The following is an 18150-nucleotide window of genomic DNA, read 5'->3' as shown; positions in this document are numbered from 1 at the left end:
GTCAGATGTACTTCAGGCCAGGTGCCAGATTGGTGGTCAGCACGGTGCGCAGACCATTGGTATTGAGCAGGTCAAAGAAGCCGGCGGTGAGCTTGGCCACGTCGTCCTCATACTCCCGGCTCAGTAGCGTCATGCGGTACCGCTCTTGCGGGAACGACAGGTCCTCGGCCAGGTAGCGCCGGAAGGTGATGATGAAACGCTTGTCGTCCGCCTTGGCCCCCTCCACCACCTCCTGAACTTCGCCGCTGACGTTGTCCAATCCCAGCACCAGGTTCTGGAACGCGCTGTTGTCGTTCTTAGGCAACGCCAGGTCCATGGCCATCGCGATGAAGGTAAGCGTGCGCCCATCCTCCGTGGTGCAGATCCGGTCTTCCCAACCAGAGCAGTAGAGGTGGGAGACGGTTCCGCCCTCCTCCCGCGCCTCGATCGTGTCGACCAGTTCCCCACGCCCCGAGGCGTAGCACTCTTCGATCAGGCTCATCCGAAGTACCTCGTGTACCACTTGTCCAGGTGATCGGACAGCTTCGCGTTGAACTGGTTGAGCGGCATGCCCAGCGCGGCACCGAGGTACTGGTCCTCGGTGTAAATTGGCCGCTTTTTGAACTCCAGTTCCGCCGAGAATCGCCAGCGCTTGATCTGCACCAACTCGCCACCGGTGTACATCTTCTTGAAGTGCACCTGGTGGATTTGCAGGCCAAGTGGCGTCTGAAGTGGCATTTCGAACCACTCAAAGCCACTGTTGAGGGCCCACTCATACCATCCCTCGAAGAGGGCAGCCTCTTTCTCGCTGAAGTTGAAGTTGAATGTCGCCGAGGTTGGGGTGCACTTGCGCTCGATGCGGTACCGCCTTCGGCCGGTAACCATCGGCGTAGCCCGCATCGGATCCACCGTGCTCAGGCCATACCCCTCTTGCAGAGGAAGTGGCAATTCTGCCGGGTATTGAATCATTGCCATTCCTCAGCTGATGCGCTGTTGGGGTTAGGTGAAAGGGCTGAGGCCCAGCGCCTCCTCGATACGAGCAAGCCGTCTTTGCAGGAGAAGTTCTTTCTCATCGATGGGCACTGGTGTTTCTGGCTCGATGCCGGTCTCCTGAGCCTCATCTGTACCGGTTTTGCTGGTGCTCATAGGTCGCCCATTTAGGTTGGATTTCGAGAAATCCCGTATGCCGCTTCAAGAGCTTGGGCCCGCTCCCCACCGCCCCAGATATCAGCCACGAAAGCATCTATCTCGAGCTGACCGTCGTCGCCAGTGCGCTGGTCGACTGTTCCAGCACGCGACCGGTCCTCGATCAGATTCACCGTTACGTTCGGCTGGGGCGCCGCAGCAACTACTGCCGGGCTGCTGCTGGGCGAAGTCGAAACAGCTCCGCTCGATCCGCCTGCCACCGATACCCGCTCATTCGAGTTGATCACCTCCAGCAACGCCCGGTTGCGCTTGGTGGCCGCGGCATTTACGACGAATTCGCCGTCGCTCAGCCTGGCCATGATGCTGTCCGAAGTACCGGTACCGGCACCGGACACATAGCCGCCGGTGGCGAAGCCGGGAATCACGGCCAGGCTGGTGGCCAAGGCCGTGGTCGAAGTCAACGCCGCCGCCGCAGGCACGGAGTTGGCGCCTAGGGTTGCCAGGGATGCCATAGCCGCAGCCGGCGCCCAGGCCGTGGCGGTGGTGCCAGCCAGGATCATGCTCTGACCTGCCGCTGCCGTACCCAGGGTGGCGTTCAGCGCCGCATTCAGCGCCATCTGCACGCCCATCTTCACGAAGCCCGTGATTATCTCGCGTACTACGTTGCTGGCAATGTCGCCCAGCGTGCTGAACGAGAGCTGGCCATCCATGATCGCATCGGTGATATCGGTCGAGATGTTGTTGAACGCGCTGGAGAAGATGTACTCGGTCTGCCCAGCAATGTCGCGCGCCTGGTTGCCGAAGTTCTGCACTGCTGCCGTCCACCCGTTGATCGGGTTGAGCATGGCCTGGTCGATCTGCGCCCAGCCGGCCTGCATTGCTGCAAGCTGCTGGGGCAGAAACTCGTTGATGGCGTCGATCTGGCCTTGGAGAGCCTGTCGCTGCTTCTCGTCCGTGGCATTGGCCAGTTCGGTCTGCAGTTGCAGCAGGCGGTCGTTGGTCTGCATCTCCAAGTTCAGCCGCTGCTGCATGCGCGAGGTCTGCAGGTCTCCCATGCCAACGCTCGCGGCATCAAGCTGGTACTGAGCCTGCTCGTTCACCAACTGGCGTTGCAACTGGGCGCGGTACTGCTCAACGGCGGTCAGACCTTGGGCGCCCTTCAGCGCGGCCGCGTAGTTTATCGAGGCCTGCGCCAGAGCCTTGCTGTACTCCTCCTGGGTGATCTTGCCCTTGCTCAGCGCCAGATCGAGCTGGCCCTGCTCCTTGGTCAGAGCCCGGGCGGCCTGGGCCGCCGGGTCGTACTTTCCATACAGGCGAGCGAAAACGTTCTGAGCTTCAGCCAACCCACGATTGTCTTCACGAGCTGCCCGTGGACGATCCTTTTTCGCTTCACGGCCTTTGATGTCCGCGATCTCGTTTTCGATGTTCTTGCGCGACTGAGCGTACTTCGCTTCCTCGGCAGCCGTGAAAACGCCAGCAGCCACCGCCTTTGCTCTGGCCTTGTCGAGGTCGGCCAGGTCCTTGTTCAGCCGCTGCGTCTGAGTCAGTGCGCTCTTGTAGCTGGCATCAAGATCCTGCAGACCTTTGCGTCCCTCTTCCTGAATCCTCCGACGGTTCTCCTCTTCCTCAAGTGTTTTCTGGCTAACCTCAAGGATCTCACGACGCTTACTCAGCTCTTGCTGAATCTCTGCAATCCGCTCCCGGGTACTGTTATCTTCAGATCCGGTATCAAGGATACTGTTTCGGTAAGCTAATTCTTGCTGTAGACGTGTAATAGCAGCGTTTTCGCTCTCTACGCTCTTGCGGCCGATACTAGCGAATGCGTCGAGCACCTCATTGGTCGCGTCTTTGATGTTGAGCCAGCCACGTTCAATCGAACCGAGATTCTCACGGATCTTCGAGGTGCGCTGTCCCATGGCTTCGGCATAGGTGCGCTCGGCCAGGTCAGCGGCCGCTACCGCATTACCTTGGTCTGTCAGCGCCTTGATCTGCGCATACACCGACGCCGTCAGGAATCGGTACTTCTCGTCCAGTTCGACGATGCCAGCTACCGGATCCTTGCCGAGTTTGATGAACTCGGCCACCGTATCCTCGACGGCCTTACCGGTCACCCGCTGCATCTCGACGGCGGTGGTAGTGATGAGACTCAAGTTGCCTGTGGTATTAGCGCCAGCGGTCGTCAGCTGAGCCAGCGCTCCGGCAGCCTGGCCGAAGGTGCCGGTGACCTGATCGGCCGAGTCTGCCAGAGCAAGAAGCTGCGCTTCAGAGGTTTTGGAGAAATTCCCAGTCAGAATGAGGCTGTCGCGCAGCGCGTCGGTCTGCTCCGAGCCTTTGTAATAGGCCAGGCCGAGTGCCGCTGCCGAAGCGGCCGCGACTGTGAACGGGTTGACTAGACCAAGGATGTAGCCGCCCATGGCCTGGGCCGCAGCGCCAACCCCGCCGAACATATCCTTGAGCTGACCACCCTGTTGCAAGAACACCGTCAGCGGGGCCTGCCCGCCCTGAAGGCTGACCGCGATGTCGGTGAACTGGGCCGGCAAGCCGCGCAGGGCGGCCTGGTAGGCCTTGGCCGACATACCGGCCTTGTTCATGTCCTCGGATGTATCGCCCAAGGCGTCGCGCATGGTGTTGATACGCTGACTGTACTCGGTGAAGGTGTCGCCATCGAGTAACTTGGTGCCTTTGAACTTGCCCAGTTTCTCCTGCATGTCGTCGAGGCGACCGAGGGCGGCAACCGTAGGGTTGATCTGGCCTAGCAACTGCGACAGCTCTTTGCGCTGCTCGTCAAGACTCGAAGAAAACCCGTCAGTTGTTGACGTTGCGCTCTCCCCGGCGCGCTCCATCCGTTCAAGGGAAGTGGTCAGGTCGTCCGCATTGCGCCTGGCGCCCCGTGAGTCGATCGTTACCGCCAGGCGGGATTCCTGCGTCATACCTTTCTCCAGGCATAAAAAAACCGCCCGGAGGCGGCTCATTGGGTTTCAGTAATCACTGGTAGTTTTCATACACCCAACGATTATTCAAAGGCGCAGGCTGCTTGAAAACCTCCTCCCATTTCCTAGCGTAGGAAGGCATGTTCAGGACTTGGGAAATCTTCCACTTTCCTTCTTTGCCTTCACGCTCAAGCACATAACGGAAGGGGTCTCCCTGCTCTTTGGCTTTTCTATCGTCGTAGTCGAGCGATGCGCCATCTTCTGGAGCCGTTGTATTCGTGATTTGGGCCGTTACTACCGCCCGGGTATCCGACTGGACCTCGACATTCGTGATTTTTCTATCGAACGTCATGACGCTCTTAGGGCATCGAGGTCCTGTAAAAATTTCCTCGGTGGAGAGTTCCGATACCTTCTGAGAGTAATTCTTAGCCCTCTTTAAGCCGTATTGGCATAACTCGTTATCAAGAGCTATTTCAGCGTCACGCAAACGCCACCATGACTTCACAGCCATATCTGGCGACTCTGCATTGATTTTGACTTCGCTGACTGCAGACACTGCCTTAGCGAAGCCGTCGTCCCCGGCCTCCTTCTCAATGCATCCTGCTAGAGCAAAGGCGATCACGGGTACCGCAAGATAGAACTTCATGCATATCCTCCTTTTTGATGGCGGCAATCTACCATCAACAATTGCGGCAGTCATGAATGCAGGGGCTCTACTTGCTTCTTCCGGCTGACTTGCCCTCTCCTATCTTTTCTTGCTGCTCATCCCACCGCCGGCGAAACTCGTCGTCCAGGGCGAAGATGGCGGTGTCGAACTCTTCGCGGCATATCACCGAGGGGTAGCGGTCGAGGTATTCGGTGATCGCTGATGGCGCGATCGGCGCCGGTGCACCGACCATGCCGACGTACTGCCGTGACCGACCGATATGCCCGTAGGCCTCAAGGATGTCGGCGACCACATCGTCGATCTCGGGCGGATCCTGGGCGGTGAGCCCGAGGCGCTCATGCTTCCAGCGCTTTTTCTCGTTCTCCGGCCCGGCCCAGTCCCTGCCCCAGCGATATGCCGCTACTGCTTTTCCGCGGTGGCCTGGGCCTGCTCCTCGATGCGCTTGGCAATGTCCAAGGCTGTACGCAGGGCCAGGAAGTAGATGCTGGGCATCTGCTCGATCAGGGCCTTGCACAGCTGCGGGGTGTACTTGGCGGGCTCGCCCGGGCGCTCTTCGACGTCGATGCCCTGCCAGTCCTTGATCAGGTGCTTGGCGGCCAGGTCGATGAACAGGTCGTCGTCGGTTTCGAGCTCGACGTCGGGGATGGAGTCGATGGTGAAACCGGCAGTGCCCACCCCGGCCTGCTGGTTCAGCGCGGCGAGGTGCCGGCGGATCACGGCCTGGTGAGACTTGTAGATCGGGTTGGCGATGGATGCGACCAGAATCGAGGCAGTGTCCGGCCCCTTGTCGCACTTCACGGCCAGGCCATTGGCGCCGACCTTGAAGTGCACCCAGCGCTCGCCGTTGATATCCAGCTGAGGCTTTTTTGCAATGGTGATGCCCATGGTATTCCTCTGCGGTAAAAGGCCCGGCGCGCACCGCAGGGCGCGCCAGGCAAAGGGTTAAGCGGTGACGGTGACAGCGCAGGTGTCGGTCTTGGTGCCGTCTGCAGCGCTGGTCGCGGTGATGGTGGCGGTGCCGACTGTCAGGCCCTTGACCAGGCCGGTCTCGCTCACACTGGCGATGGCAGGGGCGGAACTGGTCCAGGTGACTTGCTGGCTGGCACCGGCCGGGGTGACCACGACTTCCAAGTCGCCAGTCGCGCCAACGGCCAGGCTCAGGGTGGCCGGGGTGACATCCACGGCGGCCACAACGATCGGCGCCGGCAGGCGGGTGATGGTCGGAGCGACGCGGCGGGCCGTGTAGTTGAGCTCTACCTGGATGATGTCGGTCGAGCCGCCATCAGGCCAGTCAGCGGTAACTTCCATCTCGGGGATCAGGAACTTGTAGCCGCCGTCGGCATTGCCAATGGTGAATTCCAGGCTGATCGCGTCGTTGGTCTTCTGGGCCTTCCACAGCTGGTAGGCCATCTTCGACCAACTGATGGTGATTGCGCCGGACGGGGTGAAGGTGGTGGCAATGATGTTACCCGGGTACGGGTTTCCGTTGCCGATGCAACGCTGGGTTTGCACGGCGTTGTCGAACTGCAGGTTGAAGCTGTCGACGCAGGCGTTGTCTTCGCCCACCTGGACGCCGTTGATCTTCAGGCCGCTGATGTCCTTGAAGCTGAAGCGGCGCTGGCTGGTCTCGGGCTGGGCGTTGATGATGAACGACGTGTTGTCGCCCTTGTCATCCCAGGCGCGCGCGGCCATGGTCGTGGTGACCGTGACCTCGTTGTCGCCAGGGAAATCGAAGTTCATGGTGGCGACTTGCACGCCGCGGGCGATGGCCGATACACCAATGTCGGTCGCGTAGGAGGCGATCGAGAAGGTGATGCGGTCGTCGCCCATGGTGAGCTGGTTGCTGGCCCAGGCCTTGCCGAAGCAGGAGGCCATGAACTCGTCCAGCGCGCCATAGCGCCACTTGGTCTCGATGTCGCCGCCCACATCCACAGTAGTCTGGGCGGTGCCCTGCGACATGCGGGTGAAGCCGATCTCGTTGTTCTCCTCCGAGTTAAAGGTCGGCATCAAGCCATTGCTGATGCGCGTCAGCACGCTCCAGTCGCCGGCCGGCGTCACGCCGGGGGTTACTTCTTTGATCCAGGCCAGCTGGACCTTGGCTCCGCTCGACATGCGGTTTCTCCTATCGATAGGCGTAAAAAAACCGCCATGTGGCGGTGGATGTTGAGGGCTCAGTAGGCCCGGTATGGAACCCGGACGTTGACTTGGTACCAGTTGTTGCCGTCGTCGCCGACGACCTGCGGGGAGGCTTCGAAGAAGTCGAAGGGCCCTTCTGGTGCGCTGTAGAACTGGAACTGGGTGACCAGCGTGTCTACTGCCCTGGTGATTGCCAGGGTGCCGCTGTAGCTCGGCACGAACAGCTGGATAACCACGATGCCTGTCTGGCGCACGCAGGGGCCGATTCCGACCTCTAGCGTGCTGCTCAGACCGGGGATGTCGGCAAGCCGAGCCCATATGCTCCGGCCTGCCGGATTGAACGGCTTTGGTGGGTTTGGGTAATCCACTGCGTCCGGAGGGATCCCGGTCCATTGAGCCATGCGTCCAATGACGATGGCGCGGATTTGTTCGAAGGTCATGAATAGGCCTGCGAGACGCCATTGAACGAAACCGCATAGACGCCACCAGGCGCCTGGGTCGAATGGCCGTCCTCTAGTTTCTCGGCGTAGGGCAGGTTCGTCTGGATGTAGATGACCGTGAAAGGCTCAAGACCGGAAAGCTGACGCTGCCCTTCTGCGATCGTTTCAGATCCTACCTTGTCGATCTTGGTCGTCTGGGTGTAGACAGGCGTCCCGATGCTGAGGATGTGACTACCCCTGAATCTTCCTCCCGAGTAGCCGGGTGGCGGTGGGCTCTTCCAGAGATCAGGGTTGCCCACGGGTGACCGCAGAACGATCTCCCCAAGCATCGCCATGGCTATCGCCCTAGATCGCTGCGTCAGCGCATCTTCAACCACGCCGGCAAATGCACTTGGTGGCGTGCTCCACCCTCTTCCCTTGGCCATGGGTCACTTCCTCAGCTGGATCTCGTAATGCACCTTGGCCGGGCCTATGCCTGGGCTGACGATGCGGTAGGCAGCCTGCTGGCCGGTAAGGAGGTCCTGAGCAGTGATCTGGTGGCCTACTGCCGGACGATCCGTGACCTCGTTGGCCAGACAGATCAGCAGCACGTCGCCCACCAAGATGTTCAGCCCGTCGATGCGCCGGCTGTCGTAGCTGTCGAGGACGCCGCGCCCGGTGTAGGTGACCGGCTGGGCGGTGGTGGTCTCGTTTACCGGATCCCATACACCTGGACCCATGTAGGTACCGGTGAATGCCGATACCGCATCAGCCAGATCGTCGTCGAAGGCCTCGGCCAGATCGACCTGGATGTCATCTCGCAACCCCATGGCTACCCCCGTTTCACTGCGAAGGCGAATGGATTGCTACGCCAGGGCGTGAGCAGGGACAGGGCCAATTGCACGCAGGCCGGTTGGGCTGCCGTGCTGGTCTTGTCGATCGATCCGAAGCTCTTGCTGGTCGAAACCGAGCCGGCCTTGACCGTCTTGGCCTCGAGCGCCCCCTCGGTCTGCTGCACGTACAGCTTTCCTTGGGATGCGCACTTGGCCAGCCGGGCGCCGGCCTGCTTCACGTCGTCCGGGATGTCGTCCATGTCGATGCCGACTAGGTTGAGCGACGTCAAATAGGCGTTCGCTTCGAATACCGCCTCTTCCTTGGCCTCGTCCGGCGCCCAGTCAGCCCCGAGGATTCTATCCACGTCGGCCACGTTGATGTAGGTAGCCATCAGGCCTCCGCTTGTATGAGTGGGGCCGCAGCCCCGGTGTTACTGCTGGTTGAGCTCGACGACCTGTTTCTGCAGCGATTCTTTCGAGGCGTTGGCGCGGTAGGTGACGCCGGCCTTGTCCAGCGCAGCTTTCAGCGCCTCGACCTCAGGATCGGCAGCCGCACCCTTCAGGGATTCGATCTGCTTGAGCAGTTCAGCCTTCTCCTGCTCCTGGTCGATTACCTTCTGGACTTCGCCGTCGCGCTCGCGCTGCAGGCTGGCAATTCCGGCATTGACCGCTTCCAGCACCTGGAACAGGCGGCCTGCGGTTTCGCCCAGTTCGCCTTGCGGACGCTCCAGGGCCTGCTCCGCGAAGGACTCGACGATCACGCCAACGGCAGCCAGCTCAGCCGTCAGTTCATCGACCACGTCTTGGCTCAGACCGCCCGCCTCGACAACCACGGCCACGGCCTTCAATTCGGGCCGAATGCTGACCTCTGGTACGTCTTTGGCCTCACCGTCGCGATTGGTAGCGGCGTTGGCGTCGACGATGACCAGACCATGCTCTTTGGCCAAGGCCTTCACATCTTCCTGGTACTGGTGGAACGGCCCGGCCAAGTACCAGATGTTGTTCTTGCTCATGCTCACGTCCTCAGTGGGCCAGGCCGTAGGCCCAGCCCACCATCAGGTTACTTGGAAGCGTCACCGATCAGAGCCACACCGGCAGTGTGCTTGATGCTGGTGGCGGTCTTGTCCCAGTTGGTACCGGTGGCCAGTTCGGCATCGGTCGGGGACTTGCCGCCGGCGGTTACATCCCAGGTGTAGCCCTTGAGACCCAGGCCGAAGGTGTAGTCGGTCTGCAGCGTGGTTTCGATCCGCTCCTTGCCGTTGGTGGTCTGGACGTTGCTGATGATGTCGCGACCGTCGTGCACCAGAGCCGCACCCTGGACCAGGGACAGGATGATTTCCTTGTCCGGCGCAGGATCCACACCAGCCTGCATCAGGGCAGGAGCATCGGTAACCACCGACACCTTGCCGAGAATGTCGATCACGCGGACATTGCCCGCCTGGAACAGCTGCTGCTGGTTGGCCAGGTTCTGACCGATCAGCTTGTGGTAGGTGGTGCCTTGCATAACCTGGGTGATCAGGTTCTGACTAGCATCGCCGAACTTCGCGTGGGCGTTGTTCAGACCGGCATAGGTGATACCGGCGGTGGCCGACACATCGTTCACGGCAGCAGCCTGGGCGGTGATCGCGGCAACCAGGGCGGCGATGGCGGTGTTCAGCTGGTCCTTCAGCAGGATCTCGGCGAACGCGCGGGACGCTACCTCGATGCCTTGGGCGGTCGGGCGCTCCAGCCAGGTCATTTGCGACGGCTCGTAGCGGATCGGGCCGAAGCCACCAGCAACTTTCACCGAGGTGTTTTTCAGCTCGGTCAGGTCGGTGATCGGCGCGGCGCCGTTGGCGGCGTAGCGGTCAACACGGCGCTGAGCAGCGGCCAAGGTCTGGAAGAACGACTCTTGCAGGAAGTCGCCAGTGAAGCCGTCCGGAGACAGCACGATTGCGCCGCGGCTGGCGGCGTTGAAGGCAACGAGCATCTGATCCAGCGTCTCGATGGTCGCCGGCATGATGTATTCGTTGAAAACCTGCATTTGCGACAGGGACATGGGTGTATTTCCTTATTTCAATGGAAGGTCTGGGAACCGGCTGGCAAGTGCCGCCGTGCGTTCCTCTTTGGTGCCGCCGATATTTCCTTTTGCGGCCCCGCCGCCCTTTCCAGCACCACCGGCCCCGCCGCCTGATGCCTTGCTGCCAGCGATCAGCGGGCCAAAGGCCGGATCGTTGGTAAATTCTGCTTTCAGCTCGTCCAGCGTTGCCGCGGAGAGCTTGCCGGCGGCATCCAGCACGACAACGGTGGGTTTACCGTCGCGATGCTCGACGCTCAGCCGGCGTTCGATGTGGGGAAGCAATGCCTTGGCGCTGCCTGGAACAGCCAGCGTGGTGGCGATCTCGGTCGCGGTGCGGCCCACGGTCAGATCCCGGATCTGGCCTTGCAGGGTGCTGTTGGTGCTTTCGAGTTGGCCGGTCAGCTCCGCCTCTCGGCGGGCGTACTTCTCGGACCAGGATTTCTCCAGCTCCTCGACGTTGCCGGACTTGCGGGCTGCCTCTTCGGCCTCGGCGCGAGCCTTGTCTTCGGCCTCGCGGCGCGCCTTCTCGGCAGCCTTCTTCTCACCAAGGAGCTCTTCCACCTTGGCCTTCAGGCCGGTGACGTCTTCCTGCTGCGGCAGGCCCTCGATGCCCAGGACGAACTTGCCGTCCTTCTCGACGTACAGGGCTGCTACCGATTCTTCGACGCCTTCGAGGCTGTCCAATTGGAATTTCAAGGTCATTGCTGTCTCCCAGAGACGTTGAGCAGGCCCTGCCTGCTGGCATAAAAAAACCCGCTCAATGGCGGGCTGTAGAAGGTTTACGAGGCTAGAGGTTTAGGTCGAGCTGAAGGTGCAGCTCAGCTAGCGCCTCGTCGGAGTCGGCGCTTTCTAAAGCTATGATGATTTTCATCGGACGCATCATGATCGGTCCGTGCAGCCAGTTGTTCGAAATTACCTGCTCGAAAGCTCGGTTTAGACTGTGATCTTCGAGCCGCCCTGCCTTCAAGGCTTTGCTGGTGATCTTATGAATTTCCTGGCGCTGCTCATCAACTTCTCTGGGGCTTGCAGCGACCGTTACAGCCTTTCGGAAATGCTTCCTGACATTCTTAATCTCGTGACCAGTCAAATCTTTAAACATCATCATCCATCCATAGCTAACTGACCCCTTAAGGTACCAATCCAGTACGCTCGAAAGCCATCGGCTCACGCTCGCGCAGCTCCTTGATGGTCAGGGCTCGGCCGTCGTCATCGACGAATCGGTCGATGGTCAGCTCGCCCTTGCTGAACAGTTCATAGCGCGCGGGCCCTAGTACGTCCTTCTGGAACGCTACTGGCTGCTGGGCAAGCCATTCGCCATAGGTGGTCTTGCTGCTAACCTGCTCGGCACCGTCAGGACCTACCGCCGGGCGAGTCGAGCCGGGGATATTCCGGGCAAACTCATCCTTGAGCACCGGTATCTCGGTGGTGCGGCAGTTCCAGTGAAAGGGCGGCGACGGCGCAGTCATGGGCACCACAGTGCCGTCCAGCGCCCGGCAAAGCGGCGTGGTCCTGCCGTCCAGCGTGGCGACCCGGCGCTTACCCTTCAGGATGTCGTCGTTGTCGGCCATGACCTGGGCACGCGCCGATGTGGCGATGTGGTTGGTCATGGTTCGAACCAGTGCGCCTGCCTGGTCGCGCTGTTGCACGCCAAGCGAGGTGAGCCGGCGGGTGATCTGACCTGTCGTCTCGCCCAGTGCCGATCCCATGCGAATCTCGCTGATGATCTCGGCGCTCTTCTTGGTGCCGTACTGGTCTAGCGCGCCGTTGATGCTGATGCGCTGGCGGCCCTTGCCGACCTCAAGATCGAGCGGATCGGCCAGAGCCGCCGCAGCCACCTGCTCGATGCTGGGCCTGTTCAGCTGCACGACGGTCTTCACGACCTTGCCCAGCAGGGTCATGTTGAACTCGGCCTCGTAACCGCCGAACTCGGTCAGGTCGAGCACGGCCTGCTGCTTCATCTCGCCGTATACGTCTGCCAGCTCACCCTGGAGATCCTGGATCTGCCTTTCGTACCGCTGGGTGCCGTAACGGCTCAATCCTTCTGATACGCGAGATTTGGCGGTACTGATGGCCTTCGTGATGAACTTGGCCAGGCGCTTGAGGCTGCCCCCGGCGTAGCGCTGGACGTGCACCTGGTGGCGAGTCGCTGCGTCGGACAGGTAGCCGTCACTGCTCATCGCCGCCTCCGGTGTCGTTGCCGGTCACCGGCGGCTGCTGGGCCAACTCCTCGTCGATCAACTCGTCGGTGCGGTCAGCCTCAAGCACACCACCTTGCCTCAGGTTTGTGCGCAGGTCGGACTTCGCAATCAAGCCCTGCTGCCAGAGCTGGACCTGGGCCAGGATGTCCTGAGCGGTCATCGTCTCGTCGAAGAACGATTGGTTGAGCCAGAAGACCGTGCCGGCCTCATCCGGCTCGCCCATCATGAAGCGCTCGGCATCGAGGATGGCCCGCTTCAGGGCCTCTGACACGTTGCCGGCGATGGTGCCCAGTACGCTGTTGTCCGAGCTGTAGCGGATGCGCACCGCCTCAGCCGTCTCGGCGCCACCCGCCTTCTGGACGATGCGAGCCCCGATCATCAGCATCTGCTCTTCCTTGTCCTTCAGCAGCGTGCGGGCCAGTTGGCTTTCCGTTGCCTGGACCAGGGTGGCAGTGCCGCTCTTGCCCAGGTTGTAGCCGCGGGTCGAGCCGATATGCATGCCGTTCGGGTTCACCTTGGCGAACTCGTCTGCGCTGATGTCGGTTGTGATGAACAGCGTAGGCTGGCTGCTGATGAAACCGCTCTCCTCCACTGTTGCGCTGTTGCCGTAGTGCAAGATGTTCACGTCGGCCAGGTCTTCTAGTGGCGACTTGTCGACGCTGGCGTCGTTGTTCTGGGAGCCGTAGAAGCTGAACAGAATGTGATCGAATGGCCGGCCGTTCTTGTCGAGCGGCTGGACCTCTGTGAATGTGTTGCCGTCCTTGCCGTAAACACGCTGCAGATAGCTGCCACCGACCAGCAGCAGTACCCGATACTGGGTGTCAGTGGTCCGTTCCAGGGTGTCCGGGTTGAACTCCGAGACGCACTCATCAAGGCAGACGTACACCAGGCGCTTCACGCCATCGACTACCTGCTCGTCCCAGTCGATGATCGACTCGGCGCCGTAGTGGTGGATCAGCGCGCTGCGGCCCTGCATGTCCGCCATCGAGGACACGCCTTCAACGGCCGGGAAGTCCACCAAGAAGCCGCCACGGCCAGCATCCAGGCATTCCCCTACGGCATTCTTCGAAAGCTGCTCCAGGCTCGTGCCGTCGCCGCTGGCGTTCTCCTTCAGGTATTCAACGCCGGCGGGCAGGTCCAACTCGGCCGTCTTGCGGAACACCGCGCCCAACAGGCCGGTGCGCGTGCGCCCGGTGATGTTCAGGAACATTGCCCGCTTCTTGTACTGCTTGTACCGCGCCAGGTTCTCCGGGGACTTGTTCTCAGGGTCTGGCATCGGCAGGTAGAGATCGTGCTTGCGCACCTCGCGGGCGCCCGCCACGCAGCGCTTGACTAGCTGCCAGCCGGGCAAGGCCTCCGAGTACTCTGCCCGGGGAGTGAAATTCGGCATGGGTGGCCTCAGAAAGTGAACGAGATCGGCACGTGAGTGACCGGCCTGCTGATCGGATAGTCGAGATGGATGAAATAGCCGCCGGCGTCGTTCGCGTGATCGACACCTGATTTCTTGTCAGGCTCGCCATTGGGCGCCCATACCTGCTGCTCCAGTCCGTCCGCATAGGTCGGGCAGCGCAGCGGGTTGATCAGATAACGCCGCTCGCCATTGGCATTGCAGAACATCGCGTTCATGGCGTTGATGCGGTCCTTGACCGGCGGGTTGGCGTCGGGCGCGATCACGCTGAAGCCGGCCTGCCGCAAGATGGCAATGTCCGTCTCGCTGGCATTCACCGACTTACGCGACCCGCCCGAGGCGTCCGGGTAGATCCTGATCTCGCAGGTTTTCTCGAAATCCCGGCCGTTGTGCCGCCAGTAGCGTTCCTTGATGCGCCGGATCATGTCCGGGGTGTCGAAGCCATCGATCAGCTCATCCACTGCCCTAGGCTTGCCGTCTGCGCGCTTGACGTGCGTGATCGCCGCCATCTTGCCGACGTTGAAGTCCATGCCGATGAACAGCGGCTCGCCAGCCTCGACCGTATCGAAGCAGGTATTCAGCTTGCGGTCGTAAGCGTGGTAGATCGAGCCAGCATTGAGGTTGACGAACTGGCCGTTCAGGTAAGCCATGATCAGCTGGGCCGGGTATGACTCCATCAGCGATGGAATGTAATCCGGCGGCAGGTTCAGTTCGTTGTCGAACGTGCTGGCCTGCACCAGGCCGTACATGCCCTGCAGTGCCGGCTTCTCACGCAGCTGTTTCACGAACTGCTGGTAGACGAACTTGACCCCCTCGGGGGTGGTGGTCACGTCCACGCCATTCTTCAGCCCGGGCACGTTGTAGCGCATCCGGGCAATGATCTTGCGCCAGGCGTGCTCAGCCTTCAGCGCGGGCAGAACATCGAGTTCATCGACTAGGGCGTGCCCGATTTTGAAGCCGACGATGGTCTGCGGCTTCTCCATCGAGCGGCAGATGGTTGTACTGCGATACTGGCCGCCGCTGTAGAACTCGACCTCCTTGTCGCTCTCCTTCGTCTTGACCTTCAGGCCCCAGTCGAAGGCGACCTCCTCAATGGTCGGGAAGAAGATGTCGCGGATCTGCGGGTAGGTCGGGGCGAAATAGCCGGAGTCGATCCGGGGCCACTCCCATACGTGCTTGCACAGTGCCGCGCAGCCCACCCAGGTCTTGCCGGAACCGAACCCGGCCACGAAGCCGCGGAACTTGTTCTCCATGCGCAGGAAGTTGGCCTGAGGCACGTTAAGCGACGGCATCAGGCTTCCTCGCGTCCACCACGTCGACCTGCACCCTGATAGGCGGCACGTTGTCGTGAGGATTCTCGTTCTTGGTCTGGCGATTCACGTAGACGTCGCCGACCTCTTTGGCCGCCTGCTCCAGCAGCTGGGCAGTCAGGGCCATGTTCTTCATGCTCTCGGCCTTCTCGGCCATCCTGCCGAGGGCGCGGAGGCGGAAGGCACGATGCGCGATGGGAATGTCGGCCGTTTCGGCAGTGAACCGCTCACGACAGGCATGGAACAGGTCAGCCCAGCGCTTGGCCAGGCCGCGACCGGCGTACTTCGTGGGGTCGTGCCCCTCGCACGTCTGCCGGCTCACATCCAGGCCGAATTCCTTCTTGACAGCCTCCGCCACCTGAGAAGGCGTATCGAAGCAGGCCAGAGCCTGAACAATGAAGGCTTTGACCTCGCTTCGTAGTGCTGCCATATAGTTGTCATCCGTCAGGACCCGTCAAAATCAGGCCGACTTGAGCAGGCAGGTTCCGCAGGCCCTCGAAATGTTGATCTTGGCCACCTCAGGCGGCCGGCTTGCAGCGTCGATCAGCTGCTGAACGTCTTCGCTGGCACCGTAGCGCCTCACCACCCCGACGAACTCTTCGACGTCATGGCCGCGCAGGTAGAGCTTGGGAAGACCGTCTTGGGTGAACTTGGGTGCGCCGTACTCATCGTTCACCTGGGCGATGTGGTACAGCTCGTGCTCGACCAAGGCGCAGAACTCGGTGTCAGAGCACTGGGCGCAGTAGTCGCCCGCTAGAGTAATGAGAAACGAAGGCTCTTCTCCGAACCAGTCCCGCATCTGCTGCTCTTGCCGGGCCTTCTGCCATCCGCCAGCGCGGAACATCAGCTGCTCGGCCTGACCAAGAACAACCCGCCCCTGCTTGGCGAACCCGCTGGATGCCCACAGCACGCCGACGTGGGCGTCAATCAGATGGGCGTGCTCGGGGTTATGGATGCTGCCGGTGACTGCAAGGATCTCGCTTTGCACCCAGTCCCACACACCTGTTGCTGGACGCAGGGTCAACCAGAGCGATTCGAGCAGGTCGGCCGGAGGCATCGGTCTGCTCATTAGGTCCCCCGCACTTGAAATGATGGCGTGTTGCCGGTATTAGACGCTTCCAACACTGGAGCGTCTAAATGAACCAAACTCTTATGGAGTCAACCTACGCAACTCCCGAAGGAGTTGAGACCGAAGCAATCTGCGGATGCTGCAATTCTAGGGTCTATTCTGGCATGGGATGGCTTGAATCCGACCATACAGAAATCGCAGCCTACTGGTATGAGTGGGCAGACGGTCATGATCGTTTCTATTTGGCTGTAGCCCGATTTGAAGACGGCCTTCTTGTTCCCGGAATAGCAACACTTGCTGGAAAAGTGGGAGCAGAGTCAATCAGCTACACAGTGCTGGATTCTGACGAGTCGCCGTGGCCTGACTTTGATGAATTCGGCTTACCCTTGAGTCGAGACAACGTGTTTGCCGATGCAACTAGGGTGTTCGACCTTATAGACGCAATTGCCGCCAAGGATCAGCGAATATCTTCGCGAATACTCTCCGTGAACGCCAACCCCAACGATAAATCTGACTGCTAGGCACGTTCGATCGCCTCCCAGTCGGGTTGCTTGGTTGTCATGGCTGTCATGGCTGTCCCTGAAACTTGAAACGGTAAAAAGGGGTCAGTACTGGTTATGGAACATTCAGACGGAATTCCGATATGCAAGATCGGTTCATCGTCGTTAATGCTCGGCCCCTTGAGGGTGTGAGGGATTTCGATATTTCCGAGGTGCCACACTGGAAAGCTCGTGGCTATCACACTCTCGATACGATAGAAAACCGCAGGCTCCCGAGCGTGTTCAAGAATCGCGAAGAGGCCCAGGCCGAGTGCGACAAAAAGAACAAGCAGTAGCCGGTGCCGGTATGATCGCTTCCAAAGCTATAACCTACATGCGGCGACCACCAATATAGGGCAATCTTCAAAAGCTCCATTGATCAGAAAAGGATTTCACAAATGCCATTTCCACCGAAGGAACGCGCTGCACTACTTGAGCTCAAGGGCGTTGGCCCTACCGTCATTACCAGGCTTGAACAGATGGGTATCGAATCGTTGTCGGAGCTGAGCAGGGCCAACGTCACTGACATCCTCGCTCGAGCATCCGCTGCATTGGGATCGACATGCTGGAGAAACAGCCCTCAAGCTCGAGCAGCCATCAGCGCCGCTGTCGATCTTGCGAAACGCTCCGTATTCGATGAACAGAACATCGTCACTTGACCACCATCCTGTGCGTCTCTGCATGCGCATGCCCGTACAGCAATGCCACCATCATTCGAAATCATTGGTTACGGTGACCACTTAGGCCAGTATCGGCAAGGCATGGTGCAGGCTAGTGATATTCGCCATGGAAGTCTCCGCGCCACGAAATGGCACATCTTGAATCTGTGGCGCGCTACTTGGCTTGAAACACATGCCCCCGCCGGGCAACCGCATACAGGACGATGCCCAGCTTGAGGAGCACGCCGTATAAAGTGGGCACATGCGCGTTCATGGCCAGGACGAACGAACCGAACGCACCAATGGCGACCAGGTAGAACGCCACGGCCAGCAGCGGGTGATCCATCGGGCGTATGCGCCGAAGATAGTCACAAGCCGCGATCACCACCAGCACGCTCAGGAACGCATTGGCGCCGATCAGGATGGAAATCAGGGTCGAGCTCATCAGGTAGCTCCTTTGGCTCCGAACTGACCCACAAGCGACTTAAGCACCGGGATGATGTTCATTGCCAGAAGGCCTATCAGGAAGGCCACGCCGTATTGGGTTTCTCCACTTGTGCCGAGGTTGAAGTAGCTGATGGCTAGCGGGGTGCAGAATATTGCGGACGCGAAACCGGTGAAGAAGGCCGCTACAGCCTGGCCCCGAGTGAGGCCTCGCAGGAAGGTCAGCGAGAGTATCGCCCCTGCGAATCCACCAATGATCACGCCGTACTTCACCAGCAAGACGCCGGCAGTCGTGCTTGCTGGTTCGGCCATAGATGGTTCCTGGAAGAAAAGGTCCGCTTGAGGCCCTAATGA

Annotated in this window: 25 protein-coding genes; 2 read left to right on the top strand and 23 right to left on the bottom strand. The window is 60.4% G+C overall.

Annotated elements, in window-relative coordinates; translation table 11 throughout:
• Position 1: 1 nt before the first annotated feature.
• The 21 genes from ACIPZB_RS22005 to ACIPZB_RS21905 all read right to left on the bottom strand — a co-directional run bounded on the left by ACIPZB_RS22005 (position 2) and on the right by ACIPZB_RS21905 (position 16142).
• The gene (locus ACIPZB_RS22005) at positions 2-481 is read right to left on the bottom strand and encodes a DUF1833 family protein (protein ID WP_400642625.1); all 480 of its coding nucleotides are present in this window, start codon (positions 479-481) and stop codon (positions 2-4) included.
• Entirely contained in the window at positions 478-948 is a 471-nt protein-coding gene (locus ACIPZB_RS22000) for a transposase (protein ID WP_400642624.1), read from the bottom strand. Before ACIPZB_RS22000 ends, ACIPZB_RS22005 begins: the two co-directional genes overlap by 4 nt.
• A 30-nt stretch (positions 949-978) precedes the next feature.
• Positions 979-1125, bottom strand: coding sequence for a hypothetical protein (locus ACIPZB_RS21995; RefSeq protein ID WP_400642623.1), 147 nt, complete (start codon positions 1123-1125; stop codon positions 979-981).
• A gap of 11 nt (positions 1126-1136) precedes the next feature.
• Positions 1137-4055 (bottom strand): phage tail length tape measure family protein, encoded by a 2919-nt coding sequence (locus ACIPZB_RS21990; protein WP_400642622.1) that lies wholly within the window; start codon positions 4053-4055, stop codon positions 1137-1139.
• Positions 4056-4110: 55 nt separating this feature from the next.
• Positions 4111-4701, bottom strand: a complete 591-nt coding sequence (locus tag ACIPZB_RS21985) for a hypothetical protein (protein WP_400642621.1) — start codon at positions 4699-4701, stop codon at positions 4111-4113.
• A 67-nt stretch (positions 4702-4768) separates the two neighbouring features.
• Complete coding sequence (locus ACIPZB_RS21980) at positions 4769-5014, bottom strand: hypothetical protein (RefSeq protein WP_400642620.1); 246 nt, start codon at positions 5012-5014, stop codon at positions 4769-4771.
• A gap of 107 nt (positions 5015-5121) precedes the next feature.
• A complete protein-coding gene (locus ACIPZB_RS21975; protein WP_400642619.1) occupies positions 5122-5607 on the bottom strand; it encodes a hypothetical protein in 486 nt (161 codons plus the stop codon).
• A 57-nt stretch (positions 5608-5664) separates the two neighbouring features.
• Positions 5665-6834, bottom strand: a complete 1170-nt coding sequence (locus ACIPZB_RS21970) for a phage tail tube protein (protein WP_400642618.1) — start codon at positions 6832-6834, stop codon at positions 5665-5667.
• Positions 6835-6893: 59 nt separating this feature from the next.
• Positions 6894-7298 carry a phage tail terminator-like protein gene (locus tag ACIPZB_RS21965; RefSeq protein WP_400642617.1) on the bottom strand — a complete coding sequence of 135 codons (405 nt, stop codon included), beginning with the start codon at positions 7296-7298 and terminating at the stop codon, positions 6894-6896.
• A complete protein-coding gene (locus ACIPZB_RS21960) occupies positions 7295-7723 on the bottom strand; it encodes an HK97 gp10 family phage protein (RefSeq protein ID WP_400642616.1) in 429 nt (142 codons plus the stop codon). The genes ACIPZB_RS21965 and ACIPZB_RS21960 overlap by 4 nt, the downstream gene beginning before the upstream one ends.
• 3 nt (positions 7724-7726) lie before the next feature.
• The gene (locus ACIPZB_RS21955) at positions 7727-8107 is read right to left on the bottom strand and encodes a glutamate 5-kinase (RefSeq protein WP_400642615.1); all 381 of its coding nucleotides are present in this window, start codon (positions 8105-8107) and stop codon (positions 7727-7729) included.
• 2 nt (positions 8108-8109) lie between these two features.
• Positions 8110-8502 (bottom strand): protein singed, encoded by a 393-nt coding sequence (locus ACIPZB_RS21950; RefSeq protein WP_400642614.1) that lies wholly within the window; start codon positions 8500-8502, stop codon positions 8110-8112.
• Positions 8503-8541: 39 nt separating this feature from the next.
• Positions 8542-9123 carry a hypothetical protein gene (locus tag ACIPZB_RS21945; protein ID WP_400642613.1) on the bottom strand — a complete coding sequence of 194 codons (582 nt, stop codon included), beginning with the start codon at positions 9121-9123 and terminating at the stop codon, positions 8542-8544.
• A 47-nt stretch (positions 9124-9170) separates the two neighbouring features.
• Positions 9171-10148, bottom strand: a complete 978-nt coding sequence (locus ACIPZB_RS21940; RefSeq protein ID WP_144000257.1) for a major capsid protein — start codon at positions 10146-10148, stop codon at positions 9171-9173.
• A gap of 12 nt (positions 10149-10160) precedes the next feature.
• Positions 10161-10871 carry a hypothetical protein gene (locus ACIPZB_RS21935; RefSeq protein WP_400642612.1) on the bottom strand — a complete coding sequence of 237 codons (711 nt, stop codon included), beginning with the start codon at positions 10869-10871 and terminating at the stop codon, positions 10161-10163.
• Positions 10872-10956: 85 nt separating this feature from the next.
• Complete coding sequence (locus tag ACIPZB_RS21930) at positions 10957-11271, bottom strand: hypothetical protein (protein ID WP_400642611.1); 315 nt, start codon at positions 11269-11271, stop codon at positions 10957-10959.
• Between the two features lie 25 nt (positions 11272-11296).
• Entirely contained in the window at positions 11297-12346 is a 1050-nt protein-coding gene (locus tag ACIPZB_RS21925) for a minor capsid protein (protein ID WP_400642610.1), read from the bottom strand.
• Positions 12336-13757 (bottom strand): DUF4055 domain-containing protein, encoded by a 1422-nt coding sequence (locus ACIPZB_RS21920; protein ID WP_400642609.1) that lies wholly within the window; start codon positions 13755-13757, stop codon positions 12336-12338. The genes ACIPZB_RS21925 and ACIPZB_RS21920 overlap by 11 nt, the downstream gene beginning before the upstream one ends.
• Before the next feature lie 8 nt (positions 13758-13765).
• Entirely contained in the window at positions 13766-15067 is a 1302-nt protein-coding gene (locus ACIPZB_RS21915) for a terminase large subunit domain-containing protein (protein ID WP_400642608.1), read from the bottom strand.
• Positions 15054-15515, bottom strand: a complete 462-nt coding sequence (locus ACIPZB_RS21910) for a DUF2280 domain-containing protein (protein WP_400642607.1) — start codon at positions 15513-15515, stop codon at positions 15054-15056. The genes ACIPZB_RS21915 and ACIPZB_RS21910 overlap by 14 nt, the downstream gene beginning before the upstream one ends.
• Positions 15516-15545: 30 nt before the next feature.
• Positions 15546-16142: a putative metallopeptidase gene (locus ACIPZB_RS21905; protein WP_400642606.1), complete on the bottom strand. Its 597-nt coding sequence runs from the start codon at positions 16140-16142 to the stop codon at positions 15546-15548.
• Between the two features lie 80 nt (positions 16143-16222).
• Between ACIPZB_RS21905 and ACIPZB_RS21900 the strand changes: the two genes are divergently transcribed.
• Positions 16223-16675: a hypothetical protein gene (locus ACIPZB_RS21900; RefSeq protein ID WP_400642605.1), complete on the top strand. Its 453-nt coding sequence runs from the start codon at positions 16223-16225 to the stop codon at positions 16673-16675.
• Between the two features lie 416 nt (positions 16676-17091).
• Positions 17092-17352 carry a helix-hairpin-helix domain-containing protein gene (locus ACIPZB_RS21895; protein WP_400642604.1) on the top strand — a complete coding sequence of 87 codons (261 nt, stop codon included), beginning with the start codon at positions 17092-17094 and terminating at the stop codon, positions 17350-17352.
• Positions 17353-17527: 175 nt separating this feature from the next.
• Here the strand turns inward: ACIPZB_RS21895 and ACIPZB_RS21890 are convergent, their stop codons facing one another.
• Both ACIPZB_RS21890 and ACIPZB_RS21885 read right to left on the bottom strand, forming a co-directional pair.
• The gene (locus tag ACIPZB_RS21890) at positions 17528-17797 is read right to left on the bottom strand and encodes a hypothetical protein (protein ID WP_400642603.1); all 270 of its coding nucleotides are present in this window, start codon (positions 17795-17797) and stop codon (positions 17528-17530) included.
• The gene (locus ACIPZB_RS21885; RefSeq protein WP_400642602.1) at positions 17797-18108 is read right to left on the bottom strand and encodes a peptidase M48, Ste24p; all 312 of its coding nucleotides are present in this window, start codon (positions 18106-18108) and stop codon (positions 17797-17799) included. Before ACIPZB_RS21885 ends, ACIPZB_RS21890 begins: the two co-directional genes overlap by 1 nt.
• Positions 18109-18150 lie beyond the last annotated feature (42 nt).

This window comes from Pseudomonas sp. NPDC089396 (assembly GCF_044749545.1).
Lineage (GTDB): Bacteria > Pseudomonadota > Gammaproteobacteria > Pseudomonadales > Pseudomonadaceae > Aquipseudomonas.
Note: the sequence above shows the minus strand (reverse complement) of the source record. Positions and strands in the feature narration are given on the sequence as shown.

Coding starts and splice junctions, on each gene's coding strand:
- ACIPZB_RS22005 (WP_400642625.1), bottom strand. CDS start 481: ATGAGCCTGATCGAAGAGTGCTACGCCTCGGGGCGTGGGGAACTGGTC.
- ACIPZB_RS22000 (WP_400642624.1), bottom strand. CDS start 948: ATGATTCAATACCCGGCAGAATTGCCACTTCCTCTGCAAGAGGGGTAT.
- ACIPZB_RS21995 (WP_400642623.1), bottom strand. CDS start 1,125: ATGAGCACCAGCAAAACCGGTACAGATGAGGCTCAGGAGACCGGCATC.
- ACIPZB_RS21990 (WP_400642622.1), bottom strand. CDS start 4,055: ATGACGCAGGAATCCCGCCTGGCGGTAACGATCGACTCACGGGGCGCC.
- ACIPZB_RS21985 (WP_400642621.1), bottom strand. CDS start 4,701: ATGAAGTTCTATCTTGCGGTACCCGTGATCGCCTTTGCTCTAGCAGGA.
- ACIPZB_RS21975 (WP_400642619.1), bottom strand. CDS start 5,607: ATGGGCATCACCATTGCAAAAAAGCCTCAGCTGGATATCAACGGCGAG.
- ACIPZB_RS21970 (WP_400642618.1), bottom strand. CDS start 6,834: ATGTCGAGCGGAGCCAAGGTCCAGCTGGCCTGGATCAAAGAAGTAACC.
- ACIPZB_RS21965 (WP_400642617.1), bottom strand. CDS start 7,298: ATGACCTTCGAACAAATCCGCGCCATCGTCATTGGACGCATGGCTCAA.
- ACIPZB_RS21960 (WP_400642616.1), bottom strand. CDS start 7,723: ATGGCCAAGGGAAGAGGGTGGAGCACGCCACCAAGTGCATTTGCCGGC.
- ACIPZB_RS21955 (WP_400642615.1), bottom strand. CDS start 8,107: ATGGGGTTGCGAGATGACATCCAGGTCGATCTGGCCGAGGCCTTCGAC.
- ACIPZB_RS21950 (WP_400642614.1), bottom strand. CDS start 8,502: ATGGCTACCTACATCAACGTGGCCGACGTGGATAGAATCCTCGGGGCT.
- ACIPZB_RS21945 (WP_400642613.1), bottom strand. CDS start 9,123: ATGAGCAAGAACAACATCTGGTACTTGGCCGGGCCGTTCCACCAGTAC.
- ACIPZB_RS21940 (WP_144000257.1), bottom strand. CDS start 10,148: ATGTCCCTGTCGCAAATGCAGGTTTTCAACGAATACATCATGCCGGCG.
- ACIPZB_RS21935 (WP_400642612.1), bottom strand. CDS start 10,871: ATGACCTTGAAATTCCAATTGGACAGCCTCGAAGGCGTCGAAGAATCG.
- ACIPZB_RS21930 (WP_400642611.1), bottom strand. CDS start 11,271: ATGATGTTTAAAGATTTGACTGGTCACGAGATTAAGAATGTCAGGAAG.
- ACIPZB_RS21925 (WP_400642610.1), bottom strand. CDS start 12,346: ATGAGCAGTGACGGCTACCTGTCCGACGCAGCGACTCGCCACCAGGTG.
- ACIPZB_RS21920 (WP_400642609.1), bottom strand. CDS start 13,757: ATGCCGAATTTCACTCCCCGGGCAGAGTACTCGGAGGCCTTGCCCGGC.
- ACIPZB_RS21915 (WP_400642608.1), bottom strand. CDS start 15,067: ATGCCGTCGCTTAACGTGCCTCAGGCCAACTTCCTGCGCATGGAGAAC.
- ACIPZB_RS21910 (WP_400642607.1), bottom strand. CDS start 15,515: ATGGCAGCACTACGAAGCGAGGTCAAAGCCTTCATTGTTCAGGCTCTG.
- ACIPZB_RS21905 (WP_400642606.1), bottom strand. CDS start 16,142: ATGCCTCCGGCCGACCTGCTCGAATCGCTCTGGTTGACCCTGCGTCCA.
- ACIPZB_RS21900 (WP_400642605.1), top strand. CDS start 16,223: ATGAACCAAACTCTTATGGAGTCAACCTACGCAACTCCCGAAGGAGTT.
- ACIPZB_RS21895 (WP_400642604.1), top strand. CDS start 17,092: ATGCCATTTCCACCGAAGGAACGCGCTGCACTACTTGAGCTCAAGGGC.
- ACIPZB_RS21890 (WP_400642603.1), bottom strand. CDS start 17,797: ATGAGCTCGACCCTGATTTCCATCCTGATCGGCGCCAATGCGTTCCTG.
- ACIPZB_RS21885 (WP_400642602.1), bottom strand. CDS start 18,108: ATGGCCGAACCAGCAAGCACGACTGCCGGCGTCTTGCTGGTGAAGTAC.